The sequence below is a fragment of the Brevundimonas sp. genome, from assembly GCF_016463485.1.
Taxonomy (GTDB): Bacteria; Pseudomonadota; Alphaproteobacteria; order Caulobacterales; family Caulobacteraceae; genus Brevundimonas.
Genome location: NZ_JAEMRD010000053.1, coordinates 1 through 20,317 on the forward strand (window position 1 = coordinate 1; position 20,317 = coordinate 20,317).

19 protein-coding genes are annotated in these 20,317 nt (G+C 67.5%); 10 read left to right on the forward strand and 9 right to left on the reverse strand.

What is annotated here, in order from left to right; translation table 11 throughout:
- Positions 1 to 227: 227 nt before the first annotated feature.
- Both JHC99_RS09480 and JHC99_RS09485 read left to right on the forward strand, forming a co-directional pair.
- The gene (locus JHC99_RS09480) at positions 228 to 1,859 is read left to right on the forward strand and encodes a pectate lyase (protein WP_292153648.1); all 1,632 of its coding nucleotides are present in this window, start codon (positions 228 to 230) and stop codon (positions 1,857 to 1,859) included.
- Positions 1,856 to 2,572, forward strand: a complete 717-nt coding sequence (locus JHC99_RS09485) for a LamG-like jellyroll fold domain-containing protein (protein ID WP_292153650.1) — start codon at positions 1,856 to 1,858, stop codon at positions 2,570 to 2,572. The genes JHC99_RS09480 and JHC99_RS09485 overlap by 4 nt, the downstream gene beginning before the upstream one ends.
- Positions 2,573 to 2,739: 167 nt before the next feature.
- On the opposite strand, the gene ileS is transcribed toward JHC99_RS09485, so the two are convergent.
- Positions 2,740 to 5,664, reverse strand: coding sequence for an isoleucine--tRNA ligase (gene ileS, locus JHC99_RS09490; protein WP_292153652.1), 2,925 nt, complete (start codon positions 5,662 to 5,664; stop codon positions 2,740 to 2,742).
- Positions 5,665 to 5,975: 311 nt separating this feature from the next.
- Between ileS and JHC99_RS09495 the strand changes: the two genes are divergently transcribed.
- The 3 genes from JHC99_RS09495 to JHC99_RS09505 all read left to right on the forward strand — a co-directional run bounded on the left by JHC99_RS09495 (position 5,976) and on the right by JHC99_RS09505 (position 7,671).
- Positions 5,976 to 6,434 carry a DUF3828 domain-containing protein gene (locus tag JHC99_RS09495; RefSeq protein ID WP_292153654.1) on the forward strand — a complete coding sequence of 153 codons (459 nt, stop codon included), beginning with the start codon at positions 5,976 to 5,978 and terminating at the stop codon, positions 6,432 to 6,434.
- Positions 6,435 to 6,526: 92 nt separating this feature from the next.
- A complete protein-coding gene (locus JHC99_RS09500; RefSeq protein ID WP_292153656.1) occupies positions 6,527 to 7,105 on the forward strand; it encodes a DUF3828 domain-containing protein in 579 nt (192 codons plus the stop codon).
- A gap of 17 nt (positions 7,106 to 7,122) precedes the next feature.
- A complete protein-coding gene (locus tag JHC99_RS09505) occupies positions 7,123 to 7,671 on the forward strand; it encodes a DUF3828 domain-containing protein (RefSeq protein ID WP_292153658.1) in 549 nt (182 codons plus the stop codon).
- On the opposite strand, the gene JHC99_RS09510 is transcribed toward JHC99_RS09505, so the two are convergent.
- From JHC99_RS09510 to JHC99_RS09520, 3 genes are read right to left on the reverse strand one after another with little or no spacing between them, the layout of a single operon-like run.
- On the reverse strand, positions 7,649 to 8,602 hold the full coding sequence (locus JHC99_RS09510) for a bifunctional riboflavin kinase/FAD synthetase (protein ID WP_292153660.1): 954 nt from the start codon (positions 8,600 to 8,602) through the stop codon (positions 7,649 to 7,651). The genes JHC99_RS09505 and JHC99_RS09510 overlap by 23 nt on opposite strands.
- A 6-nt stretch (positions 8,603 to 8,608) precedes the next feature.
- Positions 8,609 to 9,061, reverse strand: coding sequence for a MaoC family dehydratase (locus JHC99_RS09515; RefSeq protein WP_292153662.1), 453 nt, complete (start codon positions 9,059 to 9,061; stop codon positions 8,609 to 8,611).
- Between the two features lie 23 nt (positions 9,062 to 9,084).
- On the reverse strand, positions 9,085 to 9,969 hold the full coding sequence (locus JHC99_RS09520; protein WP_292153663.1) for a TIGR01459 family HAD-type hydrolase: 885 nt from the start codon (positions 9,967 to 9,969) through the stop codon (positions 9,085 to 9,087).
- Positions 9,970 to 10,080: 111 nt separating this feature from the next.
- Here JHC99_RS09520 and cckA point away from each other — a divergent pair, with 111 nt between their 5' ends.
- Genes cckA through JHC99_RS09535 form a run of 3 tightly spaced genes read left to right on the forward strand, consistent with a single transcriptional unit; the run spans position 10,081 to position 15,875 of the window.
- Positions 10,081 to 12,159, forward strand: coding sequence for a cell cycle histidine kinase CckA (gene cckA / locus JHC99_RS09525; RefSeq protein ID WP_366927762.1), 2,079 nt, complete (start codon positions 10,081 to 10,083; stop codon positions 12,157 to 12,159).
- A gap of 60 nt (positions 12,160 to 12,219) precedes the next feature.
- Positions 12,220 to 14,067: a DUF885 family protein gene (locus tag JHC99_RS09530; protein ID WP_292153666.1), complete on the forward strand. Its 1,848-nt coding sequence runs from the start codon at positions 12,220 to 12,222 to the stop codon at positions 14,065 to 14,067.
- Positions 14,068 to 14,081: 14 nt separating this feature from the next.
- The gene (locus JHC99_RS09535; RefSeq protein WP_292153667.1) at positions 14,082 to 15,875 is read left to right on the forward strand and encodes a DUF885 family protein; all 1,794 of its coding nucleotides are present in this window, start codon (positions 14,082 to 14,084) and stop codon (positions 15,873 to 15,875) included.
- Positions 15,876 to 15,885: 10 nt separating this feature from the next.
- On the opposite strand, the gene JHC99_RS09540 is transcribed toward JHC99_RS09535, so the two are convergent.
- Positions 15,886 to 16,806, reverse strand: a complete 921-nt coding sequence (locus JHC99_RS09540) for a LysR substrate-binding domain-containing protein (RefSeq protein ID WP_292153669.1) — start codon at positions 16,804 to 16,806, stop codon at positions 15,886 to 15,888.
- Between the two features lie 99 nt (positions 16,807 to 16,905).
- Here JHC99_RS09540 and JHC99_RS09545 point away from each other — a divergent pair, with 99 nt between their 5' ends.
- Positions 16,906 to 17,061 (forward strand): hypothetical protein, encoded by a 156-nt coding sequence (locus tag JHC99_RS09545; RefSeq protein WP_292153671.1) that lies wholly within the window; start codon positions 16,906 to 16,908, stop codon positions 17,059 to 17,061.
- Here JHC99_RS09545 and JHC99_RS09550 read toward each other — a convergent pair.
- Genes JHC99_RS09550 through JHC99_RS09565 form a run of 4 tightly spaced genes read right to left on the reverse strand, consistent with a single transcriptional unit; the run spans position 17,058 to position 19,465 of the window.
- Positions 17,058 to 17,963 carry an NAD(P)/FAD-dependent oxidoreductase gene (locus tag JHC99_RS09550; RefSeq protein ID WP_292153673.1) on the reverse strand — a complete coding sequence of 302 codons (906 nt, stop codon included), beginning with the start codon at positions 17,961 to 17,963 and terminating at the stop codon, positions 17,058 to 17,060. The two genes, JHC99_RS09545 and JHC99_RS09550, sit on opposite strands and share 4 nt — an antisense overlap.
- A complete protein-coding gene (locus tag JHC99_RS09555; RefSeq protein WP_292153675.1) occupies positions 17,960 to 19,096 on the reverse strand; it encodes a DUF1176 domain-containing protein in 1,137 nt (378 codons plus the stop codon). Before JHC99_RS09555 ends, JHC99_RS09550 begins: the two co-directional genes overlap by 4 nt.
- Positions 19,097 to 19,118: 22 nt before the next feature.
- On the reverse strand, positions 19,119 to 19,331 hold the full coding sequence (locus JHC99_RS09560; protein ID WP_292153677.1) for a DUF2945 domain-containing protein: 213 nt from the start codon (positions 19,329 to 19,331) through the stop codon (positions 19,119 to 19,121).
- The gene (locus tag JHC99_RS09565; protein ID WP_292153679.1) at positions 19,328 to 19,465 is read right to left on the reverse strand and encodes a hypothetical protein; all 138 of its coding nucleotides are present in this window, start codon (positions 19,463 to 19,465) and stop codon (positions 19,328 to 19,330) included. Before JHC99_RS09565 ends, JHC99_RS09560 begins: the two co-directional genes overlap by 4 nt.
- Before the next feature lie 197 nt (positions 19,466 to 19,662).
- On the opposite strand from JHC99_RS09565, the gene JHC99_RS09570 reads away from it, so the two are divergent.
- On the forward strand, positions 19,663 to 20,317 hold a 655-nt coding region (locus tag JHC99_RS09570), incomplete at its 3' end, for an NADP-dependent isocitrate dehydrogenase (RefSeq protein WP_292153680.1).

Sequence of the window (20,317 nt, forward strand, 5' to 3'; positions counted from 1 at the left end):
CACGCGGAGCGTTCGTCTTTCGCCGAAACGGTAATCACTACCCCTATTCCGGGCGGGAGCCCGGACGCTCCGCCGGCCCTTCCCAACCCTTCAGCGACAGATCGCGTGAGGGCGAAGAGGCGTGCAAAAATGCTCAGCCGAACCCACTAGGAAACCGGTGTCATAGCGCCTAATCTGATACGGAAGGACCGCAGAGTCCGCCCCGTGGAAGCGTTCGGAGTATCCTCATGTCCATCTCGATGAACCGCCGTGCCCTGCTCGGGGCCGCCGCTGCGAGCGCCTTCGCCTCGGCCGCGCCCGCCACCTTTGCGCAAGGCTCGCCGGACCGCACCGCCATTCTGGCCGCGATGAAGAAGGCCGCTGCCTTCATGACCGACGAGGTCGCGGTCGGCGGCGGCTATGTCTGGAACGTCCTGCCCGACTTCTCGCGCCGCTGGGGCGAGCTTGAGGCCTCGCCGACCATCATCTGGGTCCAGCCTCCGGGTACGGCCACGGTCGGCCACGCCTTCCTCGACGCCTATCACGCCACCGGCGACGAGCAGTTCTATGACGCCGCCAAGTCCGCCGCCGACGCCCTGGTCGCCGGCCAGCATCCGCGCGGCGGCTGGAACTACGTCGTCGATACGGCGGGCGAGGAAAGCCTCAAGGCCTGGTACGAGACCTATGGTCACAACGCCTGGCGCATGGAGGAATATCACCGCTTCTACGGCAATGCGACGTTCGACGACGCCGGCACGGCCGAGGCCTCCCAGCTGCTGCTGCGCGTCTATCTGGAGAAGCGCGAGCGCAAATACCGGGCCCCGCTCGACAAGGCGATCCAGTTCGTCCTCGATGCCCAGTATCCCAACGGCGGCTGGCCCCAGCGTTTCCCCTTCGTCGAGAACGGCGGCGCCCACGGCCATGCCGACTATACGCCCTACATCACCTTCAACGACGACGTGGCGGGCGAGAACATCGAGTTCCTGCTCTATGCGCATCAGGCCCTGGGCTCGAACGACGCCCGTCTGGTCGATGCCATCGAGCGGGGCATGGACATCTATGTGAAGACCCAGCAGCCCATGCCGCAGCCGGCCTGGGGCCTGCAGCATTTCCCCGACACGCTGAAGCCCGCCCCCGCCCGCACCATCGAGCCCCAGGCCTTCGCCACCCACACGACGGGCACCAACATCCGCTCGATGATCGGCTTTTATCGTCTGACCGGCGACCGCAAATTCCTCGAACGCCTGCCCGAGGCCCTGGACTGGCTGGATCAGGTCAGGACGCCCCAGAACCTGATCGCGCCGGGCCGGACCCATCCGACCTTCATCCTCGAAGGCTCGAACACCCCGGTCTATATCCACCGCCGCGGGTCCAACATCACCAACGGCCAGTATTACGCCGACACCAATCCGAACAATCTGATCGTCCACTACGGTTCGTTCCGGAACGTGGATACTGCCGCCATCCGCGCCGAGTACGAGGCGGCTGCCGCCATGGACCCCGCCGCCCTGATCGCCGCCTCGCCGCTGAAGGCGCGGGCCGGGTCGCTCAAGCTGCCGAAATATTTCACCCTGCGCGACGTCAGCATCTGGGACATGTCCACCGACGCCCGGCGCGAGCGGCCGATGACGCCGGCCCGCGTCGCCGAACTGGTCTCGGGCCTGAACGCCCGGGGCTACTGGCCCTCGCCCCTGACCACGACCTCCAACCCCTATATCGGTCCGGCCCCGGCCGAGGTGACCGGCGGCGAGTACCAGACGACCCGCGTCGGCGACCTGTGGGACACCTCGCCCTACAACACCGACTTCCCGGTCGAATGCATCTCGACCCAGGTGTTCGTGCGCAATCTGGGCGACCTGATCGAGGGTCTGGCGGCATGATCGACAGGCGCCAGATTCTGATCGGCGGCGCGGCGGCGGGGCTGGTCGCGACGACCGGATGCGCGACCTTCGCTGGGTCGGATCAGCCGGACCAGACAGTCTGGCGCTTCGGCGACCTCGACCGGGTCGGCGCACCCCTGACCATCGAAGGTGCCCCCCAACGCATCGAAGGCCCGGCCTCTCTGCCCGGCGGTGCGCTCAAGTTCGACGGCGTGGACGACGCCCTGTTCATCGGCGACCACCCCCTGGCCGGTGCCTCCACCTTCGCCTTCGAGGCCGTCTTCCGTCCCGACGGCGGTGCCTACGAGCAACGCTGGTTCCACCTCCAGGCCGACGAGACCGTCGTCCCCGGCCAGACCCCCGTCGGTACCCGCTTCCTGTTCGAGATCCGCGTCTATGGCGACCAGTGGTCCCTCGACGCCTTCACCAAGGGTCCGACCTACAACCAGACCCTGCTGTTTCCCGACAAGCTCCACCCCGTCGGCCGCTGGTATCACGTCGCCCAGACCTATGACGGGACGATGTACCGCTCCTTCGTCAACGGCGAACTCCAGGGCGAGGCCGCCGTCGCCTTCACCCCCCAGGGCCCGGGGCGGGCGTCCGTCGGCTGCCGCATCAACCGCGTCAACTATTTCAACGGCGCGGTGGCTGAGGCGCGGTTCACCAAGCGGTTCCTGCGGCCGGATCAGTTCACGGGTTTGAATCCAGTCTGACGTGCCTGCCCACGGTCTTTGACAACTCAATCCCGCTCATCCCGGCGAAAGCCGGGACCCAGTCCTTTGGGCAATCGGCGGCAACGGATTTGCATTGCCGGCAATCCCACACCCGTGACTCCCAAAAGCACTGGGTCCCGGCTTTCGCCGGGATGAGCGGATGTGGATTACCCCGCCCGCTGCTGATCCCACCACCGCACGGCATCCGCATCGCGGGCGCTGAGCTCGGGGTAATCGGGGTCGGACCCGACGTCGGGCACCCGACGCCAGGAGCGGGCGCATTTCGGGAAGTCGGCGAGGCGAACCTCGACTGACGGCGCATCGCCCAAGATCAGTTCGGCACCGGACGTTCGGAAGATCTCCGCCGCGTCCAGCCCCTCGAACGGCGCGAAAGCCTCGGCCGACGCCGTAACCACGGGCCAGGCGTCGAGGGCTCCGCCGATCAGCTTCTCGCGACGCGCGCCCTCAAGCTTCTCGTTGACGACCTCCAGCAAAGACTGGACGCCCGCCCACCGCTTCGCCTCGTCCTCGTTCCGCCACTCACCCGGCGTCTCCGGAATCACCCGCGCACAGTTCGTTCCCGCTTCCGGGAACCGCGTCAGCCACGCCTCCTCCATCGTGAACGGCGTCAACGGGGCCAGCCAGGCGGTCAGGCGCATGAATACCTCGTCCATCACCGTCCGCGCCGCACGGCGGCGGATCGCATCCGGACGGTCGCAGTACAGGCTGTCCTTGCGGATATCGAAATACAGGGCCGACAGGTCGTTGGCGCAGAACTCCAGCACCGGCCGGACCACGTCCTGGAAGCGGTATTCGGCGTAGGCCTTCCTCACCTGGCCATCCAGTTCGTGCAGCCGATGCAGCACGAACTTCTCAAGAGGCGGCATCTGATCGTAGTCGGTCAGTCGCTCGTCCTCGTCGAACCCGACCAGGGCGCCCAGCAGATAGCGGACGGTGTTCCTCAGCTTGCGATAGGCATCTACCGTCGTCTGAAGGATCGTCTTGCCGATCCGCTGATCGTCCGAATAGTCCACCAGCGCGACCCAAAGGCGCAGGATGTCAGCCCCGCTCTCCTTGATGATGACGGCGGGGTCGGTCGTATTGCCCTTGGACTTGGACATCTTCTCCCCCTTCTCGTCGAGGGTGAAGCCGTGGGTCAGGACCGCATTGAACGGCGCCCGGCCGCGCGTGCCGGACCCCTCCAGCAGCGACGACTGGAACCAGCCGCGATGCTGGTCGGACCCTTCGAGATAAAGGTCCGCCGGCCAGTGCGAGGGCCTGTCGCCGACGTATCCGTTGGCCGGATCACGCGGCTCGATCGTGAAGGCATGGGTCGATCCGCTGTCGAACCAGACATCCAGGATGTCCTCGACCTTCTCGTACCGCGCCGGGTCGTGGACACCCAGGAAATCGCTGTCGGGCGCGCTGAACCAGATGTCGGCACCGTGCTCGGCGATGGCCTTCAGGATGCGGGCGTCGACCTCGGGGTCATGCAGCGGCTGGCCCGTGTGCTTGTCCACGAACATGGCCAGAGGCGTGCCCCAGGCGCGCTGACGACTGATCAGCCAGTCCGGCCGGCCCTCCACCATCGACCGGATGCGGTTGCGACCCGCCTCGGGGTGGAAGTCGGTGTGGTCGATGGCCTTCAGCGCCGTTTCGCGCAGGGTGTCGCCGTCCTTCAGGGCTGCATCCATGCGGATGAACCACTGCGGCGTATTGCGGAAGATCACCGGTGCCTTGGACCGCCACGAATGCGGATAGGTGTGTTCGATCCGACCGCGCGCCAGGAGCGTCCCGGCCTCGATCAGCTTCTCCATCACCGCGCCGTTGGCGGGCCCGAACTTGCCGGTCTTCTTGCCCTCGGTCTCCAGCACCTTCAGCCCCGCGAACAGGGGCACGCCGGGATAGTAGGCACCGTCGGGATCGACCGTGTCGGGGACCTCATGATGACCGTGGGCCTTCCACACCTCGAAGTCGTCGGCGCCGTGGCCCGGCGCGGTGTGGACGAAGCCCGTGCCGGCGTCGTCGGTGACGTGATCACCGGCCAGCAGCGGCACCGAAAAGCCATAACCGGGATCGAGCGCCGCCAGCGGATGGGCGCACTCCAGCCCCGACGGATTCAGGTCGCCGACCCGAGTCCACGTGGCAATTTTCGCCGCCTTGAACACGTCCTCGGCCAGCTTGTCGGCGACGATCAGCCGGTCGCCGGGCGCGGCCCAGGGCTCGAACTCCAGCCCCTGTTCCATCGACTGGACCTCGTACAGGCCATAGCCGATCTCGGGCCCATAGCTGATCGCCCGGTTGGCCGGGATGGTCCAGGGCGTAGTGGTCCAGATCACGATAGACGGTGTCGCGTGCCGGAAGGCCAGTAGGTCGTCGTCGTGGTCGTTCGACGCCGCGATGACCGGAAACTTGACCCAGATCGTGGGCGAGACGTGGTCGTGGTATTCGATCTCGGCGTCGGCCAGGGCGGTGCGCTCGACCGGCGACCACATGACGGGCTTGGAGCCGCGATACAGCTGGCCCGAGTTCTTGAACTTGTGGAACTCGGCGACGATGGCCGCCTCGGTCGTGAAGTCCATGGTGGCGTAGCGGTTGTCGAAGTCGCCGGTGATCCCCAGCCGCTTGAACTGCGCGCCCTGGACGTCGATCCAGCCGGCGGCATAGTCGCGGCAGGCCTTGCGGAACTCCTCCTTGGAGACCTCGTCCTTGCGGCGGCCCTTGGCGCGGTACTGTTCCTCGATCTTCCACTCGATCGGCAGGCCGTGGCAGTCCCAGCCGGGGACATAATCGACGTCGTAGCCCAGCAGGAACCGCGACCGGACCACGAAATCCTTCAGCGTCTTGTTCAGCGCGTGGCCGATGTGGATGTCGCCGTTGGCGTAGGGCGGGCCGTCGTGCAGGACGTACAACGGCGCACCCTGGGCCTGACGTTCGGCGCGCAGGGTCGCGTAGAGGTCGCCCCACTGCTCCAGAATCGCCGGCTCCTTCTGCGGCAGGCCGCCCCGCATCGGGAACGGCGTCTCGGGCAGGAAGACGGTCTCGCGATAGTCGCGGGTCTCGGTCGGGGCGGGGGACTGGTCGTCGGCCATGGTTGGTCTCGGCGTCTCTGGAGTGATCGTTCGCTGTCTCGATGGTCGCTCGGGTCGTGAGCGGAATGTCCCGGCGTGGGCGGGGCTGAAGCAGCCCTCGGCGCTACGCCGGGCGGCTAATCGAAATCGGGCGACGGAAGACGCGGACGGTCATGATGGGCGCTGTCTAGCAGAGCCGGAACCGGCTGCGCCAGTGCGGGCGTCAGCATTCGACAGTGGGACCGGAGCGGACCCGGCGCATGATCCGGCGGAATACGGAGGCGAGGATGCGGCATTTTCCAGCGATGATCGTGGGTCTACTGATAGCGGGCATGGCCACATCGGCCTCCGCCCAGCGCGGCGACGAGGGGGCCGCTGCCTTCGTGCGCGGCGTCTATGCCGCCTATTCCGACGAGGACGTCTCGCCGCCGGACCTGGGCGATCGGGCGGTCTGGTCGCCCCGGATGGCGACTTTGATCCGACGCGACCGCGAACTGGCCACCGACGACCTGCCCTATCTCGACGCCGATCCGATCTGCGACTGCCAGGATTGGGAGAACCTCCGCGTCCTTTCAGTGGTCGTCAGCCTCGACACCGCGCGGATGCGCTGGATCGCGACCGTCAGGTTCGTCAACTCGGGCGAGACGAAGACCGCTCGACTCCTGCTCTGGGGTGATCCGATCCGGGGATGGACGATCGACGACGTGCTGAACCCCGGCTACCCCAGCCTGGCAGACCAGTTGACCGAATCCATCCAGCGGGTCGAGGCGGGAGGGTCGGCTCACGAATAGGCTGCGGACAGGGCTGGGAAATCACCGAAAGGCGGCCTAGCGTCGACATCAGCGCGGCGACCGATGATCGCGCAAAGTTCCAGGAAACATCCATGCGTCTCGCCATCCCCTTCGCCGTCACCGCCCTGTCGCTCGGTCTGATCCTGAGCGGTTGCGACAAGGGCGAGACCGCATCCACTCCGACCAGCGCCGAGACCCCCGACGCCGCCCAGGCCGCCGATCCCGCGGCGGAGGCCTTCGTGCGGTCGCTGTACCCGACGACGCAGGGCGGCACCGCGACGGGCGAAGGCCCTGACCTCTACAGCGCCGCGCCCTGGTCCACACGCACGGCGACTTTGATCGGTCAGACCCAGACCCTGACGGCCGAGGGAGACATGGGATTCTTCGAGGCCAATCCCTTCTGCGCCTGCCAGGACGACACCGGAATGCGCCTGACCGCCGTCACCGTCACGCCGCGCGACGCCGACCACGCCGACGCCGCCGTGGTCCTGACCTTCGCCGAGGCTACACCGCCAGAGACGGTGAGCCAGACCTACAACCTCGTGCGCGAGAACGGCGCCTGGAAGATCGACGACATCCAGCGTGACCAGACCCGGGAGTTCCCCGAACGGCCGCTGGTCGAATCGCTGAACGCCTGGATCGCCGAGGCCCGCGCCCAGCCCGCTGCCTGAAAGAACGGAGACCGTCGATGCGCCTGCTGATCCCCGCCGCCCTGGTCGTGAGCGCACTCATGGCCGGCTGCTCGCCCCCTCAGGAGGCCAAGGCACCCGAGGCCCCGGCCGCGGCTGCCCTGCCGCCCGGGCGTCCCGCCGTCTATGCTGCGGCGGCCGAAGGTCCCGAGCCCTTCGTGCGAGCGCTGTACGCCGTCTATGTCGCCGGTGGTCCGGGGACCGATACGCCGGCACCCGGTCAGGATCCGATCTATTCGCGCATGCTGAACGCGACGATCGGTGCGGACTTCCGGGTGGCCAACGGCGAAGTACCGACGCTGAACTATGACCTGATCTGTGCCTGCCAGGACCAGGGGCCGTTCACCCTCGACAGTCTGACCGTCGGTCAGACGGGGGTGAACGCCGCCACGGCCGCCGTCGTCTTCACCAACGCGGGCGAGACGACCACGCAGACGTTTAATCTGGTCCGCGAGGGCGTGAACTGGAAGGTCGACGACGTCATCGGCGCCGACGGCAAGTCGGTGCGGGCCGAGACCCTCAAGGTCATCGAGGCGGCGGGGGGATGAGCGACAGGGCAGCCTTCGCCGCCATCGCATCCCTGTCGATCTGAACCTTCAGCGCATCCAGCCCGTCGAAGTGCATCTCGCCCCGTAAGCGCGCGACCAGTTCGGTCTCGACGATCTGGCCGTAAAGGTCGCCTGTGAAATCGAACAGCCAGACCTCCAGCAAGGGCTCCTCGATCTCGAACATGGGTCGGACGCCCAGGTTGGCGACGCCGTCGATGACGCGACCGTCTGCCAGCCGCGTCCGCGTCGCATAGACCCCGTAGGCCGGCCGCATATAGTCGCCGAGCCGGACGTTGGCGGTCGGGACGCCGATGGTCCGGCCGCGCTTGTCGCCGTGGACCACCTCGCCCTCGATGGAGAAGGGGCGGCCCAGAATGGCGGTGGCGCGCGCCATGTCGCCGGCCTGCAAGGCCTCACGCACCGCGCTGGACGAAAGCTTCAGGCCGTTGGCGTCATCGACCCGGGACGTGACCGACACGGTGAAACCCAGGTCGTGTCCATAAGCCTTCAGGGACTGGGGCGATCCCGACCGACCCTTGCCGAAGGTGAAGTCGAAGCCGACGGCGGCGTGACGGATGCCCAATCCCGCTCCGAGCACGTCCCGGGCGAAGTCGGCATCGCTCATCGCCCCCATCTCGGCGTCGAACGCCAGCAGATGAAGGTGCTCCACGCCCAGCGGCTCCAGCGCCCGCGCCATCTGGTTCGCGCTCATCAGCCGGAACGGCGCGGCCTCGGGCTGGAACCAGCGGCGCGGATGCGGGTCAAAGCTGACCGCTGCCAGAGGGGCGTCCAGCCCTACGGAGGCCTCCCTCGCTGCGGCGATCACCGCGCGATGGCCCCGATGCACGCCGTCCAGCGCCCCGATCGCAGCGGCCGCGCCCTTCAGATCGGCCGGCAGGTCGCGCCAGCCCCGAATGACCTGGATCGCCATGGACGGTCAGTCCTTGGCGGGACGGCGCCGGCGGGGCACACGCACGGTCGCCTCGCCGTCCATGATCAACTCGCCGTTCACATGGCCCTCGCAGGTCAGGACGACCCGGGCGGACACCTCATCGACCGAGGCCACCGTGATCTTGGCGATCACGACGTCGCCGATCCGCACCGGCTTGTGGAAGGCCAGGGTCTGGGCGAGGTAGATCGCGCCGGCACCCGGCAGGATGGTCCCGACCACTGCCGAGCCGAACGACGCCGACAGCAGGCCGTGGGCGATCCGCCCGCGATAGGCGGTCTTGGAGGCATAGGCCTCGTCCATGTGCACGGGGTTGAAGTCGTCGGACGCCTCGGCGAAGCGTTGAATCCGCTCTTCCGTGATGATCACTGGCTTCTCGGCGACCATGCCGACCGAGAGCTCTTCGAGGATATAGCCGCCTGAGGGGTGGGGTCCGGTCATGCGTCGCTGTTAGACGGCCGACATCACTTTGGCGAGGCCTGCCAGGTCAGATCCAGCGCGGAGTACCGGGCATAGGTCGTCTCGGCCTTCAGCAGGTCCGCCGCCAGCGCCGGGTCGATCAGCCCGTCCGGGCCCTTGGCCGCGTCGCCGTGGATGCCCTGGGCGATGAACAGACAGTCGAGTTCCTGCTGGTTGGCCCCGAGGACGTCGGTGATGACCCCGTCGCCGATGCACAGCACCCGCGACCGGTCGACGGTCCGACCCAGCAGCCGCTCGGCCTCGGCCAGGGCCAGGTCATAGATCGGGCTGAACGGCTTTCCGGCCATGGTCACGCGGCCACCGAGTTCCTCGTAAAGATCGGCCAGGGCGCCGCCGCAGTAGATGATGGTGTCGCCGCGCTGCACGATCCGGTCGGGGTTAGCGCAGATCATCTCCAGGCCCCGTTCGGCGGCGGGCTTGAGACGGTCGCGATAATCGGCGGGCGTTTCGGTCGTGTCGTCGAGCAGGCCGGTCACCGACAGGAAGGCGGCGTCGCCTGCACCTTCGGCCAGGTCCAGCCCAAGGCCGTCGTACAGGGGCCAGTCCCGGTCGGGTCCGAGAACCCAGGCCGGACCCGGTGCGCGCTTCGCCAGTTCCGCGCGGGTCGCGTCGCCGGAGGTGACGAAGGCCCTCCAGCTCTCGCGCGGCACGCCCAGCGCGTCGAGTTGAGCATGCACGTCCGAGGCCGGACGCGGTGCGTTGGAGATCAGGATGACGTGGCCATGGTCTCGGTTGAACCGGGCCAGGGCTTCGCAGGCCTCGGGCCAGCTTTCGCGCCCGTTGTGGATCACTCCCCAGACGTCACACAGCAGGATGTCATAGTCGGCGGCGATCTCGGAGAGGCCGGAAATGGCGTGGGGCAAGGTCATGGAGGGCCAGATAGCCGTTCGGACGCCTGCGGAGAACCCGCCTGTTCGCGCACGAAGGGGAAGATTTCATTTGTGGCGTATGCTGCGGAACTGATTCGCCTGAGAGGTCGCGTGACCGCACCTGCCCATCCCTCGCCGAGGTTCCGCTTCGATCCGCTGCTGATCGTGATGGCGGTCGGCTTTTCGGTCGCGATCGGAGCCCTGGCCTGGCCGGCTTTCCGGTCGGGCCCGACGACGACGCCCCATGCGGTGCTTCTCCTGACGGTCGCCGCCATGGCCCTGATCGGCCTGCTGGCCTTCGGGCGAGGAGAACGCAAGGCGACGGGGGCCGCCCCGGCCGGGGACCTCGCGGTCGAGATGCTGGACGCCATGGCCGAGCCGGCCGCCCTGGTTCGCGCGAGCGGACAGGTGCTGGTCTACAATGCTGCGTGGGGTGCGCAGAACGGTGCCCTGGACGCCCTGCCCAAGGGCAAGTCGGCACAGGCGCTCTACATGGCCTTCGCGCAGGCCCGGCAGGGCGAACAGGGACGCGCCATCGTTCTGGTCGGGACTCGCGAGATCGAGATGCTGATCGGTCAGGCGGGGACCGATGCGACCGGAGGCGGTCGCTTCCTGGTGCGCGAGGCCCCGCAGGCCGCGCTGGAGACCCCGGCCTCCGCCCTTCCCAAGTCCTATGTTGCCGCCTCAGGCGAGGGCAGGGCGATGGCGGCCGGCGCGCCGTTCGGCTCGGCCGTCATCGATGGCGACGACATCTTCGCCAGCCGCACCGAGGACGCCAATCCGGCGCTCGCCGTCCTGACCGGTCCCAATGCCGCCCGCGACGCCGCCTTCGGCCATCTGTTCGAGCCGAATGGCGTGTCAGAGGCCCGCGCCCGTATGGCGGCGGGATCGACCGGCCCGATCGAACTGGTCGCGCGCGCCCATCCCGACAAGATGCTGCACCTGTATGTCGCCCCCGAGGGCGACAAGCGTCGGGTCTGGCTGTTCGACGTCTCGGCCCAGAAGTCGATGGAGCTGCAGCTGTCTCAGGCCCAGAAGATGCAGGCCGTGGGCCAGTTGGCCGGGGGCGTGGCGCACGACTTCAACAACCTTCTGACCGCGATCCAGCTGCAGCTGTCGGGACTGCTGGAGCGCCATCCGGTCGGCGATCCCTCCTACGACGGCCTGAACGAGATCCGTCAGACCGCCATCCGCGCCGCCGACCTGGTGCGCAAGCTGCTGGCCTTCTCGCGCAAGTCCACTGTGCGGCGCGAGCGGCTGGACCTCGGCGAACTGGTCAGCGAGTTCACCGTCCTGCTGCGTCGCCTGCTGCGCGAGGACGTGCGGCTTGAGACGGACTACGGACGCGACCTGCCGGTGGTGCTGGCCGACAAGTCCCAGTTGGAGACGGCGGTCATGAACCTGGCCGTCAATGCCCGCGACGCCATGCGCGGCGTGGTCGAACCGGGTGCCGGCGTCGTCACGATCCTGACCCGCCGCCTGACCGGCGCCGAGGCCCGGACCATGGGCTGGCTCGATGCGCCGACCGACGAGGTCGCCCTGATCGAGGTTTCGGACACCGGTCCCGGCGTGCCCCCCGAACTGCTGGACAAGATCTTCGAGCCCTTCTTCACGACCAAGGCCGTCAATGAGGGCACGGGCATGGGGCTGGCTACCGTCTACGGCATCGTCCAGCAGGCGGGCGGCCATATCGGCGTGACCAACCTGCCGGGGGCGGGCGCCGCCTTCCGCATCTTCCTGCCCGCCGCGACGGCCGAGGAATTGGTCGAGGCCGCGCCCGTCGTCGTCAAGGTCAAGGCCGCGCCGCGCGACCTGTCGGGTGCCGGACGCATCCTGTTCGTCGAGGATGAGGCTGCCGTGCGCGGCATCGCCGCCCGCCTGCTCCGCCAGCGCGGCTATGAGGTGATCGAGGCCGCCGACGGCGAGGAGGCCCTGGCCCTGGCCGAGGAATGGGCCGGCCAGATCGACATGATGATCTCGGACGTCATCATGCCCGGCCTCGACGGGCCGTCCCTGCTCAAGAAGGCGCGTCAGTATCTGGGCGATGCGCCGGTGATGTTCATCTCGGGCTATGCCGAGAGCGACTTCTCGGATCTGTTGCAGGACGAGAAGGGCGTGTCCTTCCTGCCCAAGCCGCTGGACATCAAATCACTGGCCGAACGGGTAAAGCAGGAACTGCACGCCGGGTAACGCTTGCGTCGGGACTTGGGATCACGGCTGATACGCAAAGTCCCGTCCCCGGAGTCCCCCATGATCGATCGCCGCCGCCTCCTCGTCGCCGCCAGCGCCCTGGCGGCGCTATCGGAACCCGCTCGCGCCCTCGCCGGGCCCGTGCGCCAGACCGCTGCGCCCGGTGGAAGCGCGGCCGATGCGGCCCTGACGGCTGCGATGGACGGGATCGTGCGCGACATGATCATGACCTCGCCCCAGACCCTGACCATGCTGGGCCTCGACAAGGGACCCGCGGCACCGATGAAGGCACGGCTGGATGACCAGTCCCAGGCCAAGATCGACGCAGACAAGGTCAAGATGCGGGCCAGCATGGCCGAGCTTTCCGCCATCGACCGCAACGCCCTGACGACCCAGTCCAGGGTCTATTTCGACTCGGTCAAATTCTTCGGCGAGACGGTGGCGTCGGGCTCCGACTTTCCATACGGCGGCGGCCAGTACCCGTCGCCCTATACGATCAGCCAGCTGGGCGGGGCCTATCAGTCCGTGCCCGATTTCCTGGACAGCCAGCACTCGATCGAGACAGCCGAGGACGCCGAGGCGTATCTGTTGCGCCTGTCGGCCCTGGGCAAGGTCTACGACCAGGAGACGGAGCGGATGCGGGCCGACTTCGGTGCCGGTGCCGTTCCGCCGGACTTCGTCATCGACCGGACGACCGGCCAGATGGACCGGACGCTGGACGCCGATCCGACGGGTCTGACGCTCGTGACCTCGGTGGCGCGTCGGGCGGAGGCCAAGGGACTGGCGGGGGACTGGTCGGCGCGGGCGCTCGCCATCGTGTCCGGAGAGGTCCTGCCGGCCCTGCGTCGCCAGCGCGAGGCGCTTGCCGCCCAGCGTCCGGCGGCGGTCCATGACGCCGGTGTCTGGCGCCTGCCGCAGGGCGAGGCCTACTACGACTTCGGCCTGCGCTTTTACACGACCACCAGCATGACCGGGCAGGAGATCCATCAGATGGGTCTCGAACAGGTCGCGGAGCTGTCCGCCCGCGCCGACGTGCTGCTGAAGGCCCAGGGCCTGACCCAGGGCACGGTTGGGGCCCGGATCGCCTCAATCGCGGACCAGGTGCCCGGCCAGCTGTATCCCAACACCGACGAAGCCAAGGCAGCCCTGCTGAACGATCTCAATGCCCAGATGGAGCGGGTCATGGCGCGGATGCCGGAGTATTTCGGCCGGCTGCCGAAATCCGGCTGCGACATTCGACGCGTGCCCAAGGACATCGAGGCGGGCGCGCCCGGCGGTTACTATCAGTCGCCGTCGCTGGATGGATCGCGACCCGGCGCCTACTACATCAATCTGCGCGACACGGCCGAGTGGCCGAAATTCACCCTGCCGACCCTGACCTATCACGAGGCGGTTCCCGGCCACCATTTCCAGATCGCCCTGCAACAGGAGAACGCTTCGGCACCCATGCTGATGAAGATCCTGGGCTTCTCGGCCTATTCCGAAGGGTGGGGCCTGTATTCCGAACAACTGGCCGACGAGATCGGGATGTACGACGACGACCCCTGGGGCCGGATCGGCAGTATCCAGTCGCTGATGTTCCGGGCGACCCGGCTCGTGGTCGATTCCGGCCTGCACTACAAGCGCTGGAGCCGCGAAGAGGGCATCCGCTACATGGTCGACACCCTCGGCGACCAGGAAAGCTCCATCGCCACCGAGGTCGAGCGCTACGCCGTCTGGCCGGGTCAGGCGTCCAGCTACAAGGTCGGCCATTCCACCTGGGTACGCCTGCGCGAGGCGGCCAGGGCCAAGTTGGGCCCGCGCTTCGACATCAAGGGCTTCCATGACGTGGGTCTGGCCGCCGGTGGCGTGCCTCTAACCGTGCTTGAAGAGGTGATCGACGGCTGGGTCGCGTCGCGTCAGGCCTGATGAGAGAGATGACCATGATCGATCGCCGCCGCCTGCTCGTCTCCGCCGCCGGTCTCGGCATGGTCGCGGCCTTGCCCGCCGCGGCCCAGACGCCGCCCGTCATGTCCGAGGCTGGTGCCCGGCTGGACGCCATGATGACCCGCTGGTTCGAGGAGAATCTGCAGAACAGTCCCGAGCAGGCGACCAACCTCGGCCTCGACCGGGGCGACAAGTCCAACCTGTCCAGCAAGCTCCGCAAGTCCGGCCTCGCCGACGCCGAAGCCGATCGCGCCCGCGCCCGTGCCCGCTGGACCGAGATTCAGACGGTTTCCGAGGACGGCCTGTCGGACCAGGCCAAGGTGACCCGGGCCATCTTCCGCTTCACCGCCGAGGGGGCGGCGATGGCGGCGGACATCCCCTATGGCGGTGGCATCGGCCCCTATGTGGTGACCCAGCGGTCCGGGGCCTATTTTTCCGTGCCCGACTTCATGGCCAACCAGCACCGGATCGAGACCGAGGCCGATGCCGCCGCCTTCATCTCGCGGCTGGAGGCCTTCGCCGGCGTGCTGGACGGAGAGAGCGAGCGGATCGCGGCCGACGGCCGGGCGGGGGTCATGCTGCCGTCCTTCCTGATGGACAAGACCCTGACGCAACTGAAGACGCTTCAGGCCACGCCGCCCTACGAGATGGCCATGATCCAGGCCCTGATCCGCAAGACCGACGACAAGAACCTGATGGGCGACTGGGGAGCCCAGGCCGCCGATGTCGTCGAAACCCTGGTCAAGCCCGCCCTGGCCCGTCAGATCGCGGTGTTCGAGGCTCAGCGCCCGAACGCCACCGAGGACGCCGGGGCCTGGAAGCTGCCCGAAGGCGGCAAGACCTATGGCCTGGCGCTCCGTGCCTACACCACCACCGACTATACCGCCGAACAGATCCACCAGATCGGTCTGGAGCAGGTCGCCGAAATCCAGGCGCAGATCGACACCATCCTGAAGGCCCAGGGCATGTCCGAAGGATCGGTCGGAGCCCGCATCCGGGCCCTGAACGAAGACCCGCAATACCTCTGGCCCAACACCGATCAGGGCAAGGCCGATCTGCTGGTTTCGCTGAACGAACAGATGGCGGCCTTGGCACCGATGCTGTCCCGCGTGTTCAACACCCTGCCCAAGGCCCAGGTAGAGATTCGCCGCGTGCCGCCCTCGATCGAGATCGGCGCGCCGGGGGGCTATTACCAGGGAGCGTCGCTGGACGGGACGCGGCCGGGCGCCTATTACATCAACCTGTCGGACACGGCGAACTGGCCCAAATGGGGTTTGCCGACGCTGACCTATCATGAAGCCTCGCCGGGCCATCACCTTCAGATCACCATAGCGCGGGAGGCTGGCACCCTGCCGGTCTACCGCCGCATCGCGGGCAACTCGGCCTATAACGAAGGCTGGGCCCTGTACGCCGAACGCGTCGCCGCCGACGACCTCGACGTCTATGCCGACAACCCCCTGGGCCGGGTCGGATATCTGCAATCATACCTGTTCCGCGCGGTGCGGCTGGTCGTCGATACCGGCCTGCACCACAAGCGTTGGACCCGGGATCAGGCCATCCAGTACATGATCGAGGAATGCGGCGAGCCGGCCGGTTCCGCCGAGAAGGAGATCGACCGCTATTGCGTCTCCATCGGCCAGGCCTGTTCCTACAAGCTGGGACAGACGGTCATCGAACGCCTGCGGCAGGAGGCCGAAAGCCGACCGGGATTCGACCTGAAGGCCTGGCACGATCGGGTCCTGCTGAACGGTTCGGTGCCCTTGGCGGTTCTGGAAGCACAGCTTCGCTGACGGGCCAGGTTCAGCGACCGAGGGTGGTCAGAGCCTCGCGGATCGCCGGGTCGGCGGCGGCAGCCTCCAGCAGCCATTCGCGGAAGCGCACGATCTTGGGTGAGCGCCTACGATCGGCGGGCCAGCAGATCCAGTAGCCGGGACTCAACTCGACGATCTGAGGGAAGGGCCTGATCAGCATTCCAGCCGCGATCTCTCGCGCATAGAGAATGGGCGAGGCCAAAGCCACGCCCTGACCGCCCAGGGCCGCCGCGACCTCCAGCGCCTGGAAGTCGGCCTGCAGTCGCACCGCCGGATGGGCCACGCCCTCGACCCCGGCGGCGGCGAACCAGGCCCCCCATTCCTTTTCCTCTCCGATGCGGGGCGCGGCGATCAGGTCGGCGGGCGTCTTCAGCTTCAGCGTCTCGCACAGGGCGGGCGTGCAAAGCGGAGTGAACACGCTGGGCATCAGCAGAGCCGCCTCCAGCCCCGGCCATTGACCCGTGCCCGAGCGGATGGCGATGTCGGTGTTTTCCCGGCTCAGGTCGATCAGGTTGGACGAGGTATCGACCCTCACCGCCAGGCCGGGATTGGCGATCTGGAACCCGCCCAGCCGCGCCGCCAGCCACTGACTGGCCAGGGTCGCCAGGGTCGTGATCGACAGCACGCCCTCGTCCGCGTCGGTCAGGTCGGTCAGGGCCCGGCGCAGCACCAGCATCGCCTCGGTGGCGGCGCGCGACAGCCGCTCGCCCGGCTCCGTCGGCTGTACCTCGCGCGGCAGGCGGCGGAACAGGCTGAGCCCCAGTCGTGTCTCCAGCGTCTTGATCTGCCAGCTAACCGCCGCCTGGGTCATGCCCAGTTCGTCGGCGGCACGCGTGAAGCTCTTCAGGCGGGCCGCCGCCTCGAAGACGCGGATCGAGGCCAGGGGGAAGCCGGCGAGAGGATCTGGCATAAGTCGGCCTTGTGATTACGAGCCATCATCTGGCTTGAGACCGGCGGCCGTCAAGCCCAGATATCGGCTTCCCCGAAACGACGGCCTGAGGAGGCTGACATGGAAGAGATGAACCGCACTCATAAGGAACCCGCATGGGGCTGGATCGGCGCAGTGGTCGCCGTTCTGCCGCGCCGGGCGCAGCGGCGGGCCCCGAAGCCCCGCCATGTGGTCACCCCGTGGAGCCCTCGCTCGGCCCCCGGCTGGTCGGCCTAGACCGTCTGGCTGTCCGCTTTGCGCAGGGCGTTGTGGATGGCCGTGGCAGCGATCGCGGCCTCTGCCGTGGCGACCGCGATCTGGTTCAGGCCCCGCACCACATCCCCGGCGGCATAGAAGCCGGGGATGCTGGTCATCTGATGATCGTCCACCAGCAACCGTCCGTCGTCGCACAGGGCGGCAGCCAGTGTCCGGGCCAGGACGGCATTCGCCGAGGTGCCGAGCGCGGAATAGACCATATCGAAAGCCGTCTGGCGGCCTCCCCAGCTCAGGGCCGTTACCCGATCGCCTTCCAGATGCACCTGCTCTATCGGCGTCTCGACCAGGTCGATACCCAGCCGTTCCAGCGCCGCACGTTCGGTCAGGGCACCTGGCTCCCCGACATGGATCAGGGTCACGCGGTCGGAATAGGTGCGCATGAAGGCGGCCTCGCGCACGCCCATGTCGCTGGCACCGATCACGGCGACGGCCTTGCCGGTGGCCTCATAGGCGTCGCAGATCGGGCAGATCCTTACGAGCGACCGACGCACGGCATCCTCGACGCCGGGCAGATCCGGGTGGTGATCGACCACGCCCGTCGCCATTAGCACCGCCCGCGCGTGGACGTCGCGTCCATTCAGCCGGGCGACAAAGCCTGCGTCGACGACCTTTACCGCCTCGACCGACCCCGCCTCGATCACCGCGCCGTATTCCTCGGCCTGTTCGCGCAGCCGCGACAGGATGGCGGCACCCGTAATGCCCGCCGGGAAGCCCGGCATATTGTGGCTGAGCGGAATCCAGCAGGCGCGCGGCTCGCCGGCGTCCGCCACCACCACCCGCCGCAGGAACCGCCCAAGATAGGTCGCCGCCGTCAGTCCGGCCGGACCCGCGCCGATGATGAGGACCTCGGGGTCGCCGCTCATCGACTGCGGAAGGTGGTGGGCCAGAAGTCCGAGACCATGCCGAAACAGTCGCTCATCACCTGTTCCCGGCTGAGCACGAAGGCGCGGCCGGTCCAGGTCCAGGTCTGGGAGACGCCGCAATCGCCGAGCCCGCGCGCCTTGGCGAAGGCCGACAGGGTTCGTGTGGCCGGATCAAAGGCGGGGTTGATCAGCCAGTCTTCGGTTCCGTCCGCCCCTTCCATCGGCTTTCCGTCCGCATCGGGAAAGCTGACCGGTCGCGCATCGGTGCCGCCAGCCCCGGTCAGGAAGTAGGCATAGCTGACGTTGTAGGCCCCGCTGTCGCAAGGGATGCCCCAGAGCTCGGTCGTGGTGTTCAGTCGCGAGGCGGTGACGGCCTTGCCGAGATACTCGTTGAAGGCGGTGTTCTCGCGACACTGCTTGACGGCGGGCACGGCCTCAAGCACGGCCGGCGGGACGGCGTTGTCGTCCTCGTCGTCGGTATTCACAGGGTCCAGGGCGGCTGTGAAGCCCGCCTGACTGACGGCCGGTGCTGCCGCAATGACCGGCAGTTCGGGTGCGGTTGGCACGGCCGAGGCCGCGCGTTGGCCGCGCCGGATCAGGGCGGTGGTCGTGTCCAGTCGTCCCTGCCGTTCATCGAACCACAGCAACGAGGCAGACGCGCCGGCGGCCGGAAGCTCCGCCGTCTGGTCCCCCGACACGAGGCTGATCGACCTGGCTGCGGCCAGTTCGGCGAGGACGGCGCGGACGTCGTGCGCCGGGATCACGGCGCTGGAGGTGTCGTCGGGGCCGGATGTCGTCGCATGGCGTCGCCCGTCGATCACCAGACTGATCGAAGCGCCGAGATTTTCCTCGCCGCCATCGGGCCAGAGGCCGAATTGGATGGTCGGCTGGGCCTGCGGACCTGCGTCCATGCCGACCCGGATCCAGGCGGCCACGCTCCCGGTGTAGGCGACGCATGCGTTGCCGTTGTCACAGACGGCGTACCAGTCTCGGAACTGGCGGCTCTCCGATTTCACGCTTGCGGCTTGCGTCGCAGGAGCTGGCGGCGCGCCCGGCTCGCCGGCGGTTCCCGCCTCGCCGTTCCCGCAGGCCGCCAGCAAGACGGTCGCGGCCGCAATGGTCCATCGGTTCATCGTCATCCCCCTCACAGCGTGTTCAGGCCTTGCGCAGTTCCGACGGCCTGTGGGCCGCCTGGGCGCCGGTCTTTCCGCTCTCGACCAGATACTCGGGGTTGTCGGGCGAGGCCGCAACCTTGTGATTCCTGATCGTCATGGGCTTCGTCAACTTCCTGATGACCTTGCCGGTCGTGGTGCCCTGACTGTGGTCCCACTTGACCGTATCGCCGGGCCTGAAGGTCTTTTCGGTCATTGGGTCTGGCGCTCCGCGATCCTGTCGTCCTCTTCAGCGAGCACCTGAGCCATCAGTTCCGCATCGACGAAGGCGGGTGGCTCCAGGAAGGTGATGATCCAGCGATCGACCAGTCTTCGTGTCTCATCGTCCATACTCGCACCAGTTACGCAACGCCCGTTCCGGAAACCAAAGGCCTGAAGCGGCCATCGGTTCAGTCCGCGCACGGCGGCTTTTTCGAGACAAAGTTAACCCGGCGGGAGGCGCACGCGCTCCAGACCTTTCGCCCGAGCCAATGCCTCGCTATACCCCCGCCAACTCAAATCCCCGACACGCAGCACAGAGGCGCTTCATGGCCAAGATCAAGGTCGCCAATCCCATCGTGGACATCGACGGCGACGAGATGACCCGGATCATCTGGCAATGGATCAAGGACAAGCTGGTCTTTCCGTTCGTCGACGTCGAGCTGGACTACTACGACCTGGGCATGGAGCACCGCGACGCCACCGACGACCAGGTGACGATCGACGCCGCCCACGCCATCCAGAAGCACGGCGTCGGCGTGAAATGCGCCACCATCACGCCGGACGAAGCCCGGGTGAAGGAGTTCGGCCTCAAGAAGATGTGGAAGTCGCCCAACGGCACGATCCGCAACATCCTGGGCGGCGTGGTCTTCCGCGAGCCGATCATCTGCTCGAACGTGCCGCGTCTGGTGCCCGGCTGGACCCAGCCGATCGTCGTCGGCCGTCATGCTTTCGGCGACCAGTACAAGGCCACCGATTTCCTGGTCCCCGGTCCGGGCAAGCTGACCATGAAATGGGTCGGCACCAACGGCGAAGAGCAGAACTACGAGGTCTTCGACTTCCCGTCAGCCGGCGTAGCAATGGGCATGTACAACCTGGACGACTCGATCCGCGACTTCGCCCACGCCTCGTTCAGCTATGGCCTGGCCCGCAACTATCCGGTCTATCTGTCGACCAAGAACACGATCCTGAAAGCCTATGACG